The 17,322-nt window shown below is 43.3% G+C and carries 15 protein-coding genes; 4 read left to right on the forward strand and 11 right to left on the reverse strand.

Annotated elements, in window-relative coordinates; all coding sequences use genetic code 11:
* Positions 1 to 313: 313 nt before the first annotated feature.
* From rlmD to FZC78_RS16695, 8 genes are all read right to left on the reverse strand, one after another.
* Positions 314 to 1,756 carry a 23S rRNA (uracil(1939)-C(5))-methyltransferase RlmD gene (gene rlmD, locus FZC78_RS16665; protein ID WP_252183654.1) on the reverse strand — a complete coding sequence of 481 codons (1,443 nt, stop codon included), beginning with the start codon at positions 1,754 to 1,756 and terminating at the stop codon, positions 314 to 316.
* On the reverse strand, positions 1,713 to 2,585 hold the full coding sequence (locus FZC78_RS16670; protein WP_148941253.1) for a DNA-3-methyladenine glycosylase family protein: 873 nt from the start codon (positions 2,583 to 2,585) through the stop codon (positions 1,713 to 1,715). Before FZC78_RS16670 ends, rlmD begins: the two co-directional genes overlap by 44 nt.
* A 196-nt stretch (positions 2,586 to 2,781) precedes the next feature.
* On the reverse strand, positions 2,782 to 3,588 hold the full coding sequence (pdaA, locus tag FZC78_RS16675; protein WP_148941347.1) for a delta-lactam-biosynthetic de-N-acetylase: 807 nt from the start codon (positions 3,586 to 3,588) through the stop codon (positions 2,782 to 2,784).
* Positions 3,589 to 3,898: 310 nt separating this feature from the next.
* Positions 3,899 to 5,449: a fumarate hydratase gene (locus FZC78_RS16680; protein ID WP_148941254.1), complete on the reverse strand. Its 1,551-nt coding sequence runs from the start codon at positions 5,447 to 5,449 to the stop codon at positions 3,899 to 3,901.
* Positions 5,450 to 5,576: 127 nt separating this feature from the next.
* A complete protein-coding gene (locus FZC78_RS16685) occupies positions 5,577 to 6,020 on the reverse strand; it encodes a GNAT family N-acetyltransferase (protein ID WP_148941255.1) in 444 nt (147 codons plus the stop codon).
* Between the two features lie 1,124 nt (positions 6,021 to 7,144).
* The gene (locus FZC78_RS16690) at positions 7,145 to 8,050 is read right to left on the reverse strand and encodes a nuclease-related domain-containing protein (protein WP_187444972.1); all 906 of its coding nucleotides are present in this window, start codon (positions 8,048 to 8,050) and stop codon (positions 7,145 to 7,147) included.
* Positions 8,051 to 8,290: 240 nt separating this feature from the next.
* A complete protein-coding gene (locus FZC78_RS23760) occupies positions 8,291 to 8,467 on the reverse strand; it encodes an SE1561 family protein (RefSeq protein ID WP_187442717.1) in 177 nt (58 codons plus the stop codon).
* Positions 8,468 to 8,603: 136 nt separating this feature from the next.
* Positions 8,604 to 9,473, reverse strand: coding sequence for a YfkD famly protein (locus FZC78_RS16695; RefSeq protein WP_148941257.1), 870 nt, complete (start codon positions 9,471 to 9,473; stop codon positions 8,604 to 8,606).
* Positions 9,474 to 10,073: 600 nt separating this feature from the next.
* Between FZC78_RS16695 and FZC78_RS16700 the strand changes: the two genes are divergently transcribed.
* Entirely contained in the window at positions 10,074 to 10,493 is a 420-nt protein-coding gene (locus tag FZC78_RS16700) for a pyridoxamine 5'-phosphate oxidase family protein (protein WP_148941258.1), read from the forward strand.
* Between the two features lie 653 nt (positions 10,494 to 11,146).
* On the opposite strand, the gene FZC78_RS16705 is transcribed toward FZC78_RS16700, so the two are convergent.
* Positions 11,147 to 11,530, reverse strand: coding sequence for an OsmC family protein (locus FZC78_RS16705; RefSeq protein ID WP_148941259.1), 384 nt, complete (start codon positions 11,528 to 11,530; stop codon positions 11,147 to 11,149).
* A 259-nt stretch (positions 11,531 to 11,789) separates the two neighbouring features.
* Between FZC78_RS16705 and FZC78_RS16710 the strand changes: the two genes are divergently transcribed.
* The 3 genes from FZC78_RS16710 (at position 11,790) to FZC78_RS16725 (ending at position 15,706) form a co-directional block, all read left to right on the forward strand.
* Positions 11,790 to 12,968, forward strand: coding sequence for an MFS transporter (locus tag FZC78_RS16710; protein ID WP_148941260.1), 1,179 nt, complete (start codon positions 11,790 to 11,792; stop codon positions 12,966 to 12,968).
* Between the two features lie 137 nt (positions 12,969 to 13,105).
* On the forward strand, positions 13,106 to 13,354 hold the full coding sequence (locus FZC78_RS24355) for a hypothetical protein (protein WP_252183655.1): 249 nt from the start codon (positions 13,106 to 13,108) through the stop codon (positions 13,352 to 13,354).
* A 423-nt stretch (positions 13,355 to 13,777) separates the two neighbouring features.
* The gene (locus FZC78_RS16725; RefSeq protein ID WP_148941261.1) at positions 13,778 to 15,706 is read left to right on the forward strand and encodes a heavy metal translocating P-type ATPase; all 1,929 of its coding nucleotides are present in this window, start codon (positions 13,778 to 13,780) and stop codon (positions 15,704 to 15,706) included.
* Between the two features lie 349 nt (positions 15,707 to 16,055).
* Here FZC78_RS16725 and FZC78_RS16730 read toward each other — a convergent pair whose 3' ends face one another.
* Positions 16,056 to 16,895: a YihY/virulence factor BrkB family protein gene (locus FZC78_RS16730; protein ID WP_148941262.1), complete on the reverse strand. Its 840-nt coding sequence runs from the start codon at positions 16,893 to 16,895 to the stop codon at positions 16,056 to 16,058.
* Positions 16,896 to 16,916: 21 nt separating this feature from the next.
* The gene (locus FZC78_RS16735) at positions 16,917 to 17,300 is read right to left on the reverse strand and encodes a YtxH domain-containing protein (RefSeq protein WP_148941263.1); all 384 of its coding nucleotides are present in this window, start codon (positions 17,298 to 17,300) and stop codon (positions 16,917 to 16,919) included.
* Between the last annotated feature and the right edge of the window lie 22 nt (positions 17,301 to 17,322).

Raw genomic sequence — 17,322 nt, forward strand, 5'->3', positions numbered from 1 at the left:
CAGACCTCCCTGGGTAAAACAGACCTCCCTGGGTAAAAGTACAATCTTTCCCTCCACCTATCTGCTTCATTTACTTTGTATTGCTTTCGGCAGAAAGGACTTTGTTTTGTGTTGCAAACTCGTCCAACAATACTAGCCTCTTATGAAGTTCGTGTTCCTCAGACCGGAGGTTTGCCGCTCGCTTCCTTCAGATTCCACGTCACCATGGACACCCTTGCGTTAAGCTAACTGCTACTTCTGCCTTCACAGTTCGGGACTTACACCCTATAGATTGCACCCATGCCAGGCGCACAACCAAAAGAAGCAGGCTCCCCTATCGGGAACCTGCTTCTTTCAATACCAACTTCGCAACACTCTCAACATGCGCAGTCTGAGGAAACATATCCACAGGCTGGATGTACTCAACTTCATATGCATCGCTTAATGTCTTCAAATCCTTCGCAAGCGTTGACGGATTGCAGGATACGTATATGAATTTCTTCGGCTTCACTTTTAAAATTGTCTTTAGGAAGCTTGGTTCGCAGCCAGTCCTTGGTGGATCGACAACGACCACGTCGGGTCTCCATCCTTCTGCTTTCCACTTAGGAAGCCATTCTTCAGCAGTTCCCACTTCATATACGCTATTTTCCATTCCAAACTTTTCGCTGTTTTTCCTGGCGTTGTCGATGCTTTCTTTTATAACATCCATTCCGCGGATTTCTTTTGCCCCGCCTGACAGCCACATACCGATCGTTCCGACACCGCAATAGGCATCCACCAGCTTTTCATGCCCAGTCAATCCCGCCGCATCTCTCACCTCATTGTAAAGGTGGATGGTTTGTGAAGGATTCAGCTGAAAGAAAGCCCTGGCAGATAGTTCATATGAGAACTTATCAAGACGCTCAACAATTGATTCTGTTCCATAAAGATGAATCGTTTCATCTCCGAAAATGAGAGAGGTCGGTTTAGGATTGATGTTCTGTGCTACTGATTTAACTTCAGGCAGCCTCTTGTTGATTTCTTCTAAAATCATTTCTTTACGAGGAAGGTCTTTACCTACTGTTACAAGAACGACCTGGACTTCACCAGTTGTTACTCCGACCCTGGTTACTACCGTTTTGACAGTACCTTTTTTCGTTCTTTCATTATAAATCTTGACCTCAAAGTCGCTAAGGATTCTCTTCACTTCGTTAGTCACTTTGTTTGTAGACGGATGTTGTACAATGCATTCAGGAATGTCTACAAGCTTATGGGAATTCAAGCTGTACAATCCGGATATGATTTTGCCGTCCCTGAAACCCAATTGAAACTGGCTTTTATTCCGATAATACCAAGGCTCTACCATTCCGATCATCGGTTTAACATCGAGTTTTTCCAGATTGAATCTGGTATGCTTTTCGAGTGACTGCATGAGGATATCCCTTTTTTCTACAAGCTGCTGTTCATAGCTTAGGTGCTGAAGCTGGCAGCCTCCGCACTGCTCATAGACAGGACAAGGCGGCTTCGTTCTATGCTCTGATCTTTTTCTTACTTTTTTCACACGGCCTTCAGCAAACTTCGGATGTACCTTAACCGCTTCCACAACAACTTCTTCACCCGGCAGCGCGCCCGGTACGAAGACAACCTGTCTTTTGAAGTAGCCGACACCTTCGCCGTTGATCCCAAGTCTTTTGATAGTAAGCGGAAACTGCTGTTTTTCTTTGATTTTTATTGTTTGATCCTTCTTCACTTCTTCACTTCCTATTTTCAATACTTCTCCATAAATATAATGAGGCATAGCTTAAGTAAGGACTCCAGGCTGCACTCATTTTTTCAATCTCAGCCAATGTCGGTTTTCTGTCCATGCCATACAGCTTTTTCAAAGCATTCTGGATGCCGATGTCTGTTTTCGGAAAAAGATTCGGCCTGCCAAGAGCAAACATGAGATAGTTTTCGGCCGTCCATGGGCCAATTCCCCTCAGCTTCACCAATTCCTTTAAAATCATTTCATCGGTTTGTTCCTGAAGTTTTTCCAAGTCCAGACGTCCCTCTGCGATTTCCTTTGAGACACCGATCACATACTCGGCTTTCCTCTGGCTGAATTGAAGGTCCCTCAGTTCCGATACTTCAATAAGGGCTGTTTCTGATGGCCGGGGATAGAACCAGACGCCATCCTTCAACTGTCCATACTTGTGGACAAATCTTTCTGTCAGCGTGTGGGCAAATGACAGGTTAAGCTGTTGATGGATAATGCTTTTCATCAGTGTGGCATAGGGACTGAACTCAAGAACGACCGGCGTCCCGGAGTGCTCAAGAAAAATTTCTCTTAAGTCAGTTTCCAAAAAATGCTGATGAATGTTATGAAGAGTCCCTTCCCACTGAAAGATCCTTTTCAAAAAAGCAAGGCGGCTGCCATCTTCATCTGCACTATCCATCTTTATCAAAAAAGAAGGCTCATCGGTGCTGCCTGTGGCCGCCACCGTTAAAACCTCATTTTTTTCACTATAAAAAGGTACCTTCACTGTCCGATTTTCTATATCGACGATGTTCAATGGATCCAGGGATAATCTGTCCAAAACCAAATCGAAATTATAAGGAGGCGATACCGTAAGCAATTTTTCTCTCATAACACCCTCACTTTTAAAAACGTTTATGAGTATTATAGCATTTCTAGGCAAAAGGCATAAATTTTTACGATTATCAGGTATCGTGCCTTAAGCTACAGTTAACTGTACTGCTCTAAAGTGAGAGCGCATCGGTTATTTAAAGTTCTAAAGCACTAATAAAAAGGATAGAACATTACATGTCCTATCCCTATATTCCTTATGGTGTAAGCAGTGGATTTCTCCCGTTCTTACTCATTTCGTAATAATCTAGGCTCTTGAACGTATATCCCTCTTTCTTTAGATCCTTGATGACCTTTCCCAGTGCCTCAGCATTATCTTTGGATACAGTGTGCAATAGCATTACGGCTCCGGGATGGATCTGCTTCATAATATTATCATAAGAGTACTGCCACCCTTTCTGGCTGTCTGTGTGCCAGTCGACAAAAGCAAGGGACCATAGGACATGCGTATAGCCGGCATCCTTTGCAAGCTTCATGGTACGCTCACTGAACACCCCTCTTGGCGGTCGCAGATAGGCCATAGTCTGCTGTTTAGTGATATCGGCTGTTTTCTCCTTGACCATATCCAATTCTTTTCGCAGCTTTTCATCTGACACTGCCGTTAAATCAGGATGGCTCCATGAGTGGTTACCGACTATATGGCCCTCTTTCACCATTCTTTTCACCAAATCCGGCGCACTGTTTAAATAATGTCCTGTTACAAAAAAGGCTGCAGGCACCTTCTCTTCTTTCAGCACATCCAGTATTTTTTCTGTGTATCCATTTTCATATCCATTGTCAAAAGTCAGGTATAGAACCTTTTTATCAGGAGAATCTTTATAAAAAGCACCGTATTTCTTTAAAAGATCGTCATATGTTTTTCCGGCTTCAGCCTGTTTGCCTTCGCTGCCCTTTTTAAATCCCCAGCCGATACTTTTATTAGGCACCTGCGATGCTTGAGTATTTCCGTCAATGATCCCGAAAGTGAGAAAAGCACCTACAATTACAGTTAAGACTTTTTTCATCATTTCAACCTTCTCTCCATAGTAAGTCGATTGCCTAATTTCATTGCCTGGCCATTTCGTTCATATCGGCTTGGTTGAAAACTAACCGGTCACCCTATGACTAATAATAGGCATTATGAAATTACGTACTATTTTTAGTGTTGCAAAGGAGAACGGTAACATGCCTTCTAATTGATGGAAAAAGAGAAGAAACAGGAGAGTTGATGAAAAGGCTGCAGGTCAATGTGTAAAAGTTTAATTATAAGAAGCCTTTTTATTCCAAAAAAGAAAAAACCGCTGCCCAGTAAGACAGCGGTTCAGGACACTATATTCAGCTGAAGACCTTCTCTTTGAATTGAGAAAGCTTTTCTAGTGAGGATTTATCAATATCTTTATGAAGGCTGTTTCCGTGTGAATCCATTGTTACGACTGCAGTGAAGCCTTCCACCTCAAGATGCCACATTGCTTCAGGAATGCCGAATTCCATGAAGTCCACACCTTCTACAGATTTGATACAGTCAGCATAGTACTGGGCTGCGCCGCCGATGGCATTTAAATAAACACCGCCATGATCACCAAGAGCCTCAAGCGTTTTAGGTCCCATACCGCCTTTTCCGATTACGGCACGGATGCCGAATTTCTTCATGATATCCCCTTGATAAGGTTCTTCACGGATGGAAGTGGTCGGCCCGGCTGCTTTGACATGCCAGTTTCCTTCTTCATCCTTCATCATGACTGGCCCGCAGTGATAAATGACTTGGCCATCAAGATCTACCGGTGAATCATTATCGGAGAGGTGCTTGTGGATTGCGTCACGGCCTGTGTACATTCTTCCGTCGATACGCACAACATCACCGACCTTCAGGCTGCGGATTTTCTCTTCTGTAATAGGAGCTTTAAGAGTAATGACATCAGATTCCCCTTCTGATGCTGCTGCAGTTTCCTGCTGTGCTGTGTTTTCGGAGAGGTCTACCAGCTCGCCTTCCTGATAGAGCCATTCCTGTACCGTTCCTGTTTCTGCGTCAAGCTTGAAGCCCAATCTTCTGAAAGCCCAGCAGTTGTAGGCAACAGAAACAAAGAAGCTTGCCGGAATGCGGTTCATGACACCAACCTTACAGCCAAGCAAAGTCGTTTCACCGCCGAATCCCATCGTGCCGATTCCCAGTTCATTGGCATTATCCATGACATATTCCTCAAGCTTGCGGAGATCTTCATTGCTGTTTGTATCCTCCACAGAACGGAAAAGCTGCTCTTTCGCAAGGTCATATCCAGAAGAACGGTCTCCGCCGATTCCGACACCGATGAAGCCTGCAGAACAGCCCTGTCCTTGTGCTTGATAAACAGAATGCATGATGCACTTTCGAATGCCATCAAGGTCGCGGCCGGCACGCCCTAAGCCATCCAGCTCGCATGGCAGGCTGTATTGAATATTCTTGTTTTCACAGCCGCCTCCTTTAAGGATTAAACGGGCATCAATGTAGTCTTTCTCCCACTGCTCGAATTTGATGACAGGTGTACCTAGTCCCAAGTTGTCCCCACTGTTTGCTCCGGTGAGGGAATCCACTGAATTCGGGCGCAGCTTCCCATCCTTAGTTGCTTCTTTCATGGCGGCATAGATGGCTTCTTTAATCTGTAACTGGTTTACGCCAACTGGTGTTTTGATTTTAAACGTTGGCAATCCGGTATCCTGGCAGATCGGCGAAACTTTATCGTCGGCCATCTTAATATTGTTTGAGATGGTCGCCAAACTCATTGCTGAACGCGTTCCTGCACTCTCTCTTGCCTTCGCTGTCTTGATCGCTCTTCTAACATCCTTTGGCAGGTTCGTTGAAGTTTCAACAATCAACTGATACATGCTTTCTTGCAGTTTTTCCATGTTCATATACAATTCCCCTTTTCTCCCGCTGCGTTTTCTCTATAGTCTATAATTATCTAAAATTTTAATTTTTCACAATTCATTATACCCCTATAATTAGCAGAAAAAAAGACCTGATTGTAACCGATTACAGTCAAGTCGAGATTTTTTTTCTAAAATGAATTCTTTCGGCTTCTCTCTTATATGGTTGATATCCATTGTTCCTGTAAAAAGAGATGGCGTCACTCCATTCTTTATTAGTTTCCAGCACCGTATGTATGGCTCCTCTCCTTTGAGCTTCCTGCTCTAAGAACTGAAGCATCTTGCGTCCGAGCCCCAATCCTCTATAGGAAGACACCACTGACATCCTTACGACCCTGGCCTCTTCCGGTGTTTCGAGTATGAAGGCGCCTGTCGCTGCAAGTTCTCCCTTATAGTGACCAACATAGAAGAATTTATCTTCTTTGTAATATCCTGTTATGTCATCCAGATCCGGGTTCAATCCGTCGATGATGACACCAAAGCGCTCTTTGAAGCCTTGCAAGACGACATTTTTTGCCGCTTCTGTCTGTCCTTCGGTTATTAATGAAATGTTCATGAATCGATCCTCACTATCGTCATTTGGTATGTGTCCCTAAATTGATGAAGGACACCTGGTGGATTGTCGGGTGTCCCATTCCAAATTCTTGAGGAGCACCTTAGTGGCCTTTTCTTCTTTTGGTGTCACTCACCACTTCCTCGAGGGACACCTAAGGGGATTTTTTACTCTTCTGGTGTCACTCATTGCTTTCTCGAGGGACACCTGAGGGCCTTTTTTACTCTTCTGGTGTCACTCATTGCTTTCTCGAGGGACACCTAAGGGGATTTTTTACTCTTCTGGTGTCACTCACCACTTCCTCGAGAGACACCTAAGGGGATTTTTTACTCTTCTGGTGTCACTCACCACTTCCTCGAGGGACACCTGAGGGGATTTTTTACTCTTCTGGTGTCACTCACCACTTCCTCGAGGGACACCTAAGGGGATTTTTTACTCTTCTGGTGTCACTCATAACTTTCTCGAGGGACACCTGAGGGCCTTTTTTCTTCTTTTGGTGTCACTCACCACTTCCCCGAGGGACACCTAAGGGGGTTTTTTACTCTTCTGGTGTCACTCACCACTTCCTCGAGGGACACCAAAGGGGATTTTTTACTCTTCTGGTGTCACTCATAGCTTTCTCGAGGGACACCTGAGGGCCTTTTTTCTTCTTTTGGTGTCACTCACCACTTCCTCGAGGGACACCTAAGGGGATGTTTTACTCTTCTGGTGTCACTCATAACTTTCTCGAGGGACACCTGAGGGCCTTTTTTCTTCTTTTGGTGTCACTCACCACTTCCCCGAGGGACACCTAAGGGGGTTTTTTACTCTTTTGGTGTCACTCACCACTTCCTCGAGGGACACCTGAGGGGATGTTTTACTCTTCTGGTGTCACTCACCACTTCCCCGAGGGACACCTAAGGGGATTTTTTACTCTTCTGGTGTCACTCATAGCTTTCTCGAGGGACACCTGAGGGCCTTTTTTCTTCTTTTGGTGTCACTCACCACTTCCTCGAGGGACACCTAAGGGGATGTTTTACTCTTCTGGTGTCACTCACCACTTTCTAGAGGGACACCTAGATGCTTTTTACTCTTTTGGTGTCCCTGAAAACTACTCAAAAAACAAAAACTGACAATATCCCTAAGACTTACTTATAATAAGTGTAGTTTTTAGCATCCACTTTTGTAAAATTCTCATCAAGGACCTTTCTGATCGTCTTTCTTAAGTTAATAATCGCACACATAGCCTGAGTCTTAGTTGTAGTTAATTTCTCATTGGGGAACAAGAGCCTGAACTCCTCGATTGTCCGTAAAATAGCTGATGACTTGAGTTCACTTTCACCGCACCTATTGCAAAACAGTGATTTACCAAGATCAGCTTTATAAAAGATATTGCATTGAGGGCAAAAAATCCCTTTTTGAAGGCCATCAAAATCGTAATCAGGGAGTCTGGAATAAGGGGATTGTTCAATATGAAGGGACTTTAACTTCTCTGCTATTTTTAAGTCTCCATTGTTCACTTTTAGAGAACGACTTTGAAGTTTTCCCATAAATCGATTCAGTTGTGGGGCAAATATGATGGATTGGGTATCTGGAGGATTGTAAAGGTAGAATTCGGAGTTTATAAAAATCAGGTAAGACTCAACGTGGCAGTTGAATCCAAGTTGTTCAGTGTACTGGCGAATTAAAGATTCTGTTCTTTTCAACTGAAGCAATGGGTCTTTCTTTTCTTCACCGGATGGACTTATCCAATTACCATTCTTGACCCGGTAATCTCCTTCAAAATTCTTCACCTCAAAATTAAAAATTGTTTTAGAGGACAATGCACAGGAATCGATTTGAAATTTCGATCCTTGATGATCCAGCAGCAGATCGTTCAGGAAAACCATTTTACTTAACAATGGTGCGGCCCATTCATCAAATAATAACTCACCATGGTACCCTTTTCTTGCAGCATTTAATTTTCTCTGTTCACTTTCAGCCAAGCTCGTTCTCACATTCAGCGAACTCAACAGCTTCACCTCAGCCGGCTCAACTCGTTTCTTAATTATCATAAGCATCTCTCCTTTCCTGTCCATTTTATATTAGATTCCTTTTTCTTCATAGCTTATTGCAATAAATCTTTGAAAGAACAAAAGCGCATGCACCTCGATTAGCCCCGAGAGGCAAATGCAGCTGGACGTGGATCACATAGTTAAAGGTTGTCAACATTTAATTGTATAATTTTTCTAACAAAAAAAGAGCCAAAAACAGGCTCCTCGTTTGCATATACAATTCAAAAGGGAGTGCCCCTTTTACTTCTTAAATTGATCAACCTTCATTTCAAGATCATCAATCATTCCTATTAGACGGTCGATATCTTCTAAATCAGTGTGCTCTGGATCTATTGAGTCCAGCACTTCCAGGAACATGTTCAGTCTCTGTTTCAAATAAAGTACCTGATCGTCTCTGTTGCTTGCTGCTTTGCCCATATGTCCGCTCCTTTAAAAGAATTTCCTCTTTCATCCTACCGAATTCCGCAATGATTGACAAGCCAATTGGCCAGCCTGTCTTTGTCCTAGTAAAAAAACTGACACCCTATATTGATAGAGGTCAGCTTTTTGATGTTTAGCGTGGTTTATCAGTTGTAATGAATCCGAAAGAAACATGGTCCTGAACAGGGATCCAGGCACCGATTCCCTGGGATGTTACATTTTTAACCACAATGGAGCGTTTAGATCCTTTCATGACCAGATATACTTCTCCATAGGTCACTTTTCCTTTTTCGTTCACAGCAGGTGCATATCCATACAAGTAGCCAAGACGGCTTGGTGAAATGTTATAAACATGATCCTTTTTTGTTCCTGCTCCTACAATCGTTTGGAAGGAAAGTGGAAGCTGGCTGTTTTCCATAGCCTTTAACAACATCATTTTTTGAACATCATCTGAATGTGGAACCTTGGCCGTCAATCCGCCTTTGATGTTTTTTTGGGCTTCTTGTACGTAGTGTATCTGATAATTTTGATTTCCGCCGCGGTTGTCATAGTAGTTCGTGTTGATTTTCTGATACTCCCAGTTCGGAGCTGTCTCAGTTGATTCATAATTTAATGGCCATTCCCCAAGGTAAATGGTGGCCCTCATTCCTATTGCGAATGGTGTTTTATTCATACTTGACTCGTTAAACATTCTAATAAGGTTCGGGTTCTCAATTTTCACATCCGAGGTATCAAGCAATTCAGCAGTGAGCTCGCTTGGCTGAAGATATGGGAGATCCTGTGTCGGATTCGGATAAGTATTTTCTTTTGCGATATTCAAGACTGAAGATGGGATTTGGACTTTTGGCTCAGCCTGCTTTTCGGCAGCCTTCTCTTCATCCTTCTTCTGAACTTTCTCCTGCTTAGGTGCCTTTTGTTTGTCTTCCTGCTTTTCTGCTGAGGCAGAGGGCAGGATCAAAGATGAGAAAAGGAACATCATAAGTACGATGCGAAATAGTTTCATGGCGTTACTCCCTTCTTGCATTTGCTTTTTCTATTGTTAGTTTTTCCGTTGTTTGCATTGTTATCCAAGCTATTTTTAAAAAATGTGGGTTCTCACAAGCTTTAATGTTTATAAAGAAAAAGCTGCAGCTGGTTTTGGCTATAAAAAAAGGAAGAATATTATTAAGAAGGCGCTAACTGAGGTCCTTCACCCACTTTTAAAAATTGAATATTTACAAAATTCAATTTTTATATTATAATAAAAATACCAGCCGGGATACCGGCAAAAGATTTTCATTCCCTAAATTCCCTACTAAAGAACAAGGCGAGAGCTAAACAGCTTCGCCTTGTTTTTTTGCGGTTGCATTATAGACGGGCGGATCCCGGCAAGCTGAAAAATCATCTTAGTAACAGCGAGAAGCAGATGCTTATATATATTGGCTAGAGTGAATTGCGGTAATTCTCAGATTTGGCCACACAGGATGTGTTCTTTCACTTCTTGCACAGAATGTAACCATCCTTGTTACAGGAAGACCTGAAAAAACAGGCCCTTCTAAAAAACCTGGTTAAAACAACCTCCAATAGAACAGATTAATATCGTACATTTAAAGGAGGTTTAAATATGTCCGTTACATTAAAAGAAAAGATTGTGGAGTTGATCTCCCACCACAAAGTAGGAACATTGGCTACCATCAGGAATAATAGACCCTATTCCCGCTTCATGATGTTTTACAATGAGGAACTGACTCTATTCACTGCAACCAACCAGCATGCCCATAAGGCAGAGGACATTGCTCAGAATCCTCACGTCCATATTCTGCTTGGTTTTGACAGAGACAGCGATCATCAGCACTATGTGGAAATTGAAGCAGAAGCGGAGTTGGAGAAATCCGAGGAACTGAAGCACAAATTCTGGAATGATTATCTTAAGCCTTGGATTACTGCACCCGATGATCCGGAATATATGCTGCTCAAGCTCACACCTAAGACCATCCTTTATTACGAAAGAACAGGTAAAGAGCCTCAAGAGCTCAGTCTCTAATACTTAACACTTTAAAGCACGAAAAGGGACAGTCCCTTTTCGTGCTTTAAAGCGTGAACGCAAAAGAAGATGGTACGGTCATTAAGGAACCTTGCCGTACAGTAAGGGAATGAGATGGAAATGGTATGATTAATGAAATCAGGCTAATAGAGACCACCATGGCTGGAAATCGGCTTTGTTTGGGTCTTTGGGTCTCAAGGATGCGCTCTAGAGACCACTTCACGCGGAAATCAGCTCTGTTTGGGTCTCAAGAAAACTCCTAGAAACCACCTCACACGGAAATCAGCTCTGTTTGGGTCTCAAGGATGCATTCTAGAGACCACTTCAACGAGTAATAAGCTCTCTTATGGTCTCTAGGAACCACTAAGAAGCCACTTCAACCGAAAATGAACTTCGTTGGGGTTTCTAGAAAGTTCTCCTCTAGAGACTACTTCAACGAGTAATAAGCCCTGTTTGGATCTTAAGAAAAGCACTATAGAAATATAGAAACCACTTCAACTGAGAATAAGCTTTGTTAAGGTCTCTAGGAAACCCTTAGAGACCACTTTATGCAGAAATAAGCTCTCTCAGGGTCTCAAAGGAAGCACTCTAGTATCAACTTCGAAATGCACTAAGCGGACTGTCCCTCTAAACGCGGTGAAGCATAAATGCTTTTATGATTTTAATTCAAAGGTTTCTTCAACTTCTATGCTGCCGATGACCGACTGGACCATTGAGCAGTTCTTTCTTGTTAATTCCATGGCTTTCTGTATTTTTTCTTCTTTTAGGTTTTCTCCTGTTATGGTGAAGTGCAGTGAGACTTTTTCAATCCTGTTAGCTTCTTCTTCTTTCCTCTTTACGTCAGCTTTTATTGAAATATCTTTAAAATCCACCCTTTGCTTCTCAAGGATTTTCCTCAGTACTCCCCCGCTGCATACAGCGATAAAAGAAACCATTAATTGATAGGGGCGGAAGCCAAATTCCTCATTTCCTGAAACTTCCAATCGTCCATATGGAAGGCTGGCAGAAAAACCGCCTTCTTTCATGTTAAACTCCATTAAACTCACTCCTTTTTAAATCTGGAAGGTGCTTGACACTCTGTTCACTTTTACAGACGGTTTTCCAAACGGCCTGGTCAACACTATCCCTTACAGGACCAGCTGCCGGATATAAGCCGCACTGGAAAATAACCAGCCGCCCGAACTGAATGAACACATCCCTTGCCCAAAAGTTTACTTCATAATGTTTTATCTTGCCAATATAGTGAAATGACGATACCATCATAGAGGAAATACGTACGTCGGGAGATAGATATTTATGGATAAACAAATGAAATTCCGCTTTTGGGTGTTAATAAGTATTGTAGCCATTTCAGGATTCTCCCAAGGGATGCTCCTGCCTCTGATTGCTGTCATCTTTGAAGGAGACGGACTTTCATCTTCACATAACGGTTTGAATGCTGCTGGCCTTTACATCGGAATCCTTCTCGTTTCCCCTTTTATGGAGGACCCTCTTAGGAAGTTCGGCTATAAGCCAATCATTATTGGAGGAGGGCTGCTTGTCATTCTGGCCCTGGTTCTATTCCCTCTATGGAAATCATTCTGGTTTTGGTTTGGCTTAAGGATGCTTGTTGGAATCGGTGACCATGCCCTGCATTTTGGAACACAGACATGGATCACTTCCTTTTCCCCGGAAAGTAAGCGCGGACGTAATATATCGCTGTATGGATTGTTCTTCGGCCTGGGATTTGCGGTTGGCCCGCTGATGACTCCTTTAGTAAAAGTGAATGAATCACTGCCTTTCATCGTCTCTTCCTTGTTATGCTTAGCCGCATGGGTATTTTTATTTATATTAAAAAATGAACATCCAGAGCAAACAATGGAAGTCAGTTCCTTCCGCAGCACCATGTCGAGGTTCAAGAAAGCAACAAAGTATGGCTGGGTTGCCTTTCTTCCACCGTTGGGCTATGGGTTTCTTGAGGCTTCTTTAAACGGAAGCTTCCCCGTTTATGGACTGAGAAATGGCATAGATGTTACAAGCGTTTCCATCCTGCTGACCTCTTTTGCCATTGGCGGAATTGTATTTCAGCTGCCCCTCGGCATTTTAAGCGACAAATACGGAAGACGCAAAATCCTGCTGACGATCCTGCTGCTCGGTTTCATCAGTTTTACCGCTGCCGGCTTCCTTGAAGCGTATATACCGGCACTGACAGTTGTACTATTCATAGCCGGGATGGTTGTAGGCTCCACCTTCTCACTTGGCATCAGCTACATGACCGATTTGATGCCAAGCAAGTATCTGCCGACAGGCAACCTGCTGTGCGGAGTTGCATTCAGCATTGGCAGTCTTGCCGGTCCCTATACAGGCGGGATCTTCATCGAGCTTTTTAAAAACATAAGCTTCTTCATGATTATAAGTTTTATTCTTTTATTCATATTCCTGGTCATCCTGTTTTACGGAAAAGAAAAAGCGAGCATACAGCCGGGCCAGTCTTAACAGCCTGAACTTTATTCTTTCCAAAGCATATGCTGTATGGTAAAATTAGAAACAATCAAATAGGAAAATTCTGTTTTCAAACGTGCACTACAGCTGTCATCTCCCAAGATGACAGCTTTCGTCGTTTTAATGGGGAAATGATGCTGATTATTGTTATCAATTATGAACAAAAGCGGAAGCGCCTTGTACAGCCCCGACAGGCAAATGTTCTCAAGAGAAAAAAAGGCGCTCTTCCTTTTATTCTCTTGAGGTTATTTGACCCCGAGGGGCTAGGCGCTGAAGCTGGACGAAACAAAAGCGGGAGCGCCTTGTACAGCCCCGACAGGCAAATGTTCTCAAGAGAGAAAAAAAGGCGCTCTTCCTTTTATTCTCTTGAGGTTATTTGACCCCGAGGGGCTAGGCGCTGAAGCTGGACGAAACAAAAGCGGAAGCGCCTTGTACAGCCCCGACAGGCAAATGTTCTCAAGAGAAAAAAAGGCGCTCTTCCTTTTATTCTCTTGAGGTTATTTGACCCCGAGGGGCTAGGCGCTGCAGCTGGACGAAACAAAAGCGGAAGCGCCTTGATCAGCCCCGACAGGCAAATGTTCTCAATAGAAAAAAAGGCGCTCTTCCTTTTATTCTCTTGAGGTTATTTGACCCCGAGGAGCTAGGCGCTGAAGCTGGACGAAACAAAAGCGGAAGCGCCTTGATCAGCCCCGACAGGCAAATGTTCTCAAGAGAAAAAAAGGCGCTCTTCCTTTTATTCTCTCGAGGTCAAACCAGGCGCATACCGCATTTTTAAAAGAAAACGTTTAAAAGGAGAAGAGAATATGAGCTCACACGCAAAGTCGATGTCTGTAAACGCACGCACTGAATCCTCTGCTATTTCTATTCTTGAAAAAATAAAGCCGCATGCTGAACTGATCGCTGCACTCACCAGCGGAGTTTTCATTTTATTAGGCTGGCTGCTGGCAGATGATTCCTCTTCATTATCAGTCGCCTTCTATCTGCTTGCATTTGTGATTGGAGGCTTTGCCAAAGCAAAAGAAGGCATTGAAGAAACCATTGCCGAACGTGAACTGAATGTAGAAATGCTCATGGTTTTTGCGGCAGTTGGCTCTGCCATTATCGGCTATTGGACAGAAGGTGCCATTCTGATTTTTATTTTCGCTGTTAGTGGAGCATTGGAGACCTACACCCTTAACAAGAGCCAGCGGGAGATTTCCTCCCTAATGGATCTTCAGCCGGAAGAAGCTCTTCGTGTAACCGGCCAGTCTGAGGAAAGAGTGCACGTTTCCGAACTATCCATTGGAGATCATATCCTTATCAAACCGGGTGAAAGAGTTCCTTCTGATGGACACATCATCAAAGGATCCACAACCATTGATGAAGCTGCCATATCAGGCGAATCGATGCCGGTCACTAAATCCATTTACAGTGAAATTTTCGCAGGAACTGTAAATCTTAATGGAGCGATCACTGTGGAGATCACTAAACCAAGCAGTGAAACACTTTTCCAAAAAATCATTGACCTTGTCCATTCAGCTCAGAGTGAAAAGTCTCCATCGCAGCTTTTCATTGAAAAGTTTGAAGGAACTTATGTAAAGTTCGTCTTGCTTGTCGTCCTGCTTATGATGTTTCTGCCTCATTTTGTCCTGGGCTGGAGCTGGACTGAAACCTTTTACAGGGCGATGGTCCTTTTGGTAGTGGCCTCTCCCTGTGCTCTCGTGGCTTCCATCATGCCTGCCACGCTCTCCGCCATTTCCAATGGAGCTAGAAATGGCATTCTATTCAAAGGCGGTATGCACCTTGAAAACTTAAGCAATCTGCAGGCAATAGCCTTTGATAAAACGGGAACCCTCACGAAGGGAAGACCGCAAGTTACAGATATCATCACTCACCCTGAAATAACCGAAAGAGAAGTTCTCAGCATTACAGCCAGCATAGAGAAACAGTCAAACCACCCTCTCGCACAGGCAATAGTCAAACATACTGCCAGTTTATATCCTGACTTCCCATTAACGGAGCCCCAATCACTCCAAGATGTTTCAGGCTGGGGAGTAAAAGCAATGGTGAATGGTGAAGAGTGGAAGGTTGGAAAAGCGGAGTTTGTCGGAAGTGAAGCTGCAATGCAATTCACTGAAGGCAAATCGGATCAATTGGCTGCTGAAGGGAAAACCATTGTATATGCAGCAAATGAGAATGGAATAGCGGCTATGATTGCATTAAAAGATGTTATCCGTGAAGAGACGATGCAAGCTTTGAATTCTTTGAAAAAAGAAGGTATTTTCACCATCATGCTTACTGGAGACAGTGAGAGCACAGCTGGAGCAATCGCCCATGAAGCAGGAGTCGATGATTATATCGCCAAATGTCTGCCTGAAACCAAGGTGAATGAGTTAAAGAAACTCATCAATCAATACGGTACCGTGGCTATGGTCGGAGACGGCATCAATGACGCACCAGCCCTCGCAACGGCGAATGTCGGAGTGGCTATGGGGGAAGGGTCTGATGTAGCATTGGAAACTGCTGATGTCGTGCTAATGAAAAACGATTTGAAACGTATTGCTGATGCTGTTCGCTTATCGAGAAAAATGCAGCGGATCGTAAAGCAGAACATCATCTTCTCCTTGTCTGTCATCTTTGTACTGATAGCCTCCAATTTCTTGCAGGTTCTCGACCTTCCGCTTGGGGTCATCGGACATGAGGGAAGTACCATACTTGTTATTTTGAATGGACTGCGCCTGCTGCGTTCTTGACTATAGAAAAGTAATTTTACTCAAGTAGTTATAAGCTGCGTGCTCTATTACAGCTTTCATAAAAAAGGGTTTCCCAGTCGGGAAACCCTTCTTCCATATAGCTTCAAGTTCCCTAGTGGTAGCCGTTTTGACCATTAGCAGATCCTGAAGTTTTATTCTTTGGTTTCTGCTTGCTGTTCTGTTTAGTACCGCCATCTTTTTTAGTCTTTTTTGTCAAGGTCTTTTCCTCCCTTAAGTGGTAGTGAGGCTCCTTGTAAGCCTCTTTCCTTAGTCTGCTCTAACTGAAAAAAGAGTTTACCGGTAATAACCGGTAAACTCTTTTTAGTATCGAGAAACTTGTATTTTACTCTCAGCACCCTGATTTTTTCACATTCATGATAGCATTGATGTGGCCGCCAATCATGATAATGATACCCGTCAAATAGAACCAGATCATCAGGACAATGATACCCCCGATGCTTCCATATGTGGCAGAGTAATTTCCGAAATTGCTCACATAGTAAGAAAAAGCCAGCGAAGCACCTACCCAGCCAAGTGCTGCAAACACGGCTCCGGGAACAGCACTTAAGCATTTGATTTTCTTACTTGGGGCAATAAAGTAAAGCCCGACAAATACGATGAACAAAATGATAGGGGAAATCGCCCATCTTATGGCTCCCCAAATCGTCAGGAACTGATCGGAAAAGCCGAATTGAGAAAACAGAAACAGCCCGATCTGTCTGCCGAACACTGGGAGCAGCAAAGCAATGACAAACACAAAAATCATTGCGATGGTCAGAACGATTGACATAAGTCTCGTCACAATAAACGACCTTGTCTCCTCGACTTCATATGCATCATTTAAAGACTTGACAATAGCATTCATACCATTGGATGCCGACCAAATTGTCGCGATAATACTGAATGATAATAACCCTGTATTGCGATTGGACATGACTTCATTTATTGTGGACTGAATCATATCCATTGTTTCACCTGGCGCATAATCACTGATGACATTCAAAATATCTTCCTGTGCAACAGGCAGATACGGAATCAGCGTCACTATGAATATCAATAATGGGAAGAGTGAAAGAAGAAAGAAGTAGGCAAGTTGTGCAGCCAGTCCTGTCACATCTCCATCTGTTATCTTCTGAAATAGCTTCTTAAAAAATCCTTTTACTCCTCCAGCTTTGCTCCTCTTAGTCATCCTTTCACCTCTTATTATGCTTTATTTCTCCACACTGTTACTGGCGGAATGACCCTCCTCCTCGGTAAATACCTCTTTATACGATTCCGAAGAAGAATGCAAGGTTTCTTTGGTGTCTTCTATTAATTCCTTTACCTGTGGAGACAGCTCCTTAATTTCCTCTACTTTTGAATTGATGAATTCCATATCTTCACCAATTTGCTGAGCTGTTTCCCTGACCTTTTCATAAACCTCTCTAGTGGACTCCACCAGAAGCTGAGGATCACGGGCATAACGGCTGATGAATTCCCCGCCCTTCTTAGTGCTGTTCATCACATCTTCTCTGGTCTCTTTATTCAGCAATGTAATGAACCCCCCAGCTATAGCTCCAAAAACCAACCCTTTAAAAAATCTCTTCGTTCCCATAGTCATCCTCCGATACATTAAT

Source organism: Rossellomorea vietnamensis, from assembly GCF_008180415.1.
GTDB lineage: Bacteria > Bacillota > Bacilli > Bacillales > Bacillaceae_B > Rossellomorea > Rossellomorea vietnamensis_C.

Bases quoted from the DNA above. Each gene is read 5' to 3' on its own strand.
- rlmD (WP_252183654.1), bottom strand. From the start codon at position 1,756: ATGCCTCATTATATTTATGGAGAAGTATTGAAAATAGGAAGTGAAGAA.
- FZC78_RS16670 (WP_148941253.1), bottom strand. From the start codon at position 2,585: ATGAGAGAAAAATTGCTTACGGTATCGCCTCCTTATAATTTCGATTTG.
- pdaA (WP_148941347.1), bottom strand. From the start codon at position 3,588: ATGAAAAAAGTCTTAACTGTAATTGTAGGTGCTTTTCTCACTTTCGGG.
- FZC78_RS16680 (WP_148941254.1), bottom strand. From the start codon at position 5,449: ATGAACATGGAAAAACTGCAAGAAAGCATGTATCAGTTGATTGTTGAA.
- FZC78_RS16685 (WP_148941255.1), bottom strand. From the start codon at position 6,020: ATGAACATTTCATTAATAACCGAAGGACAGACAGAAGCGGCAAAAAAT.
- FZC78_RS16690 (WP_187444972.1), bottom strand. From the start codon at position 8,050: ATGATAATTAAGAAACGAGTTGAGCCGGCTGAGGTGAAGCTGTTGAGT.
- FZC78_RS23760 (WP_187442717.1), bottom strand. From the start codon at position 8,467: ATGGGCAAAGCAGCAAGCAACAGAGACGATCAGGTACTTTATTTGAAA.
- FZC78_RS16695 (WP_148941257.1), bottom strand. From the start codon at position 9,473: ATGAAACTATTTCGCATCGTACTTATGATGTTCCTTTTCTCATCTTTG.
- FZC78_RS16700 (WP_148941258.1), top strand. From the start codon at position 10,074: ATGTCCGTTACATTAAAAGAAAAGATTGTGGAGTTGATCTCCCACCAC.
- FZC78_RS16705 (WP_148941259.1), bottom strand. From the start codon at position 11,530: ATGGAGTTTAACATGAAAGAAGGCGGTTTTTCTGCCAGCCTTCCATAT.
- FZC78_RS16710 (WP_148941260.1), top strand. From the start codon at position 11,790: ATGGATAAACAAATGAAATTCCGCTTTTGGGTGTTAATAAGTATTGTA.
- FZC78_RS24355 (WP_252183655.1), top strand. From the start codon at position 13,106: ATGATGCTGATTATTGTTATCAATTATGAACAAAAGCGGAAGCGCCTT.
- FZC78_RS16725 (WP_148941261.1), top strand. From the start codon at position 13,778: ATGAGCTCACACGCAAAGTCGATGTCTGTAAACGCACGCACTGAATCC.
- FZC78_RS16730 (WP_148941262.1), bottom strand. From the start codon at position 16,895: ATGACTAAGAGGAGCAAAGCTGGAGGAGTAAAAGGATTTTTTAAGAAG.
- FZC78_RS16735 (WP_148941263.1), bottom strand. From the start codon at position 17,300: ATGGGAACGAAGAGATTTTTTAAAGGGTTGGTTTTTGGAGCTATAGCT.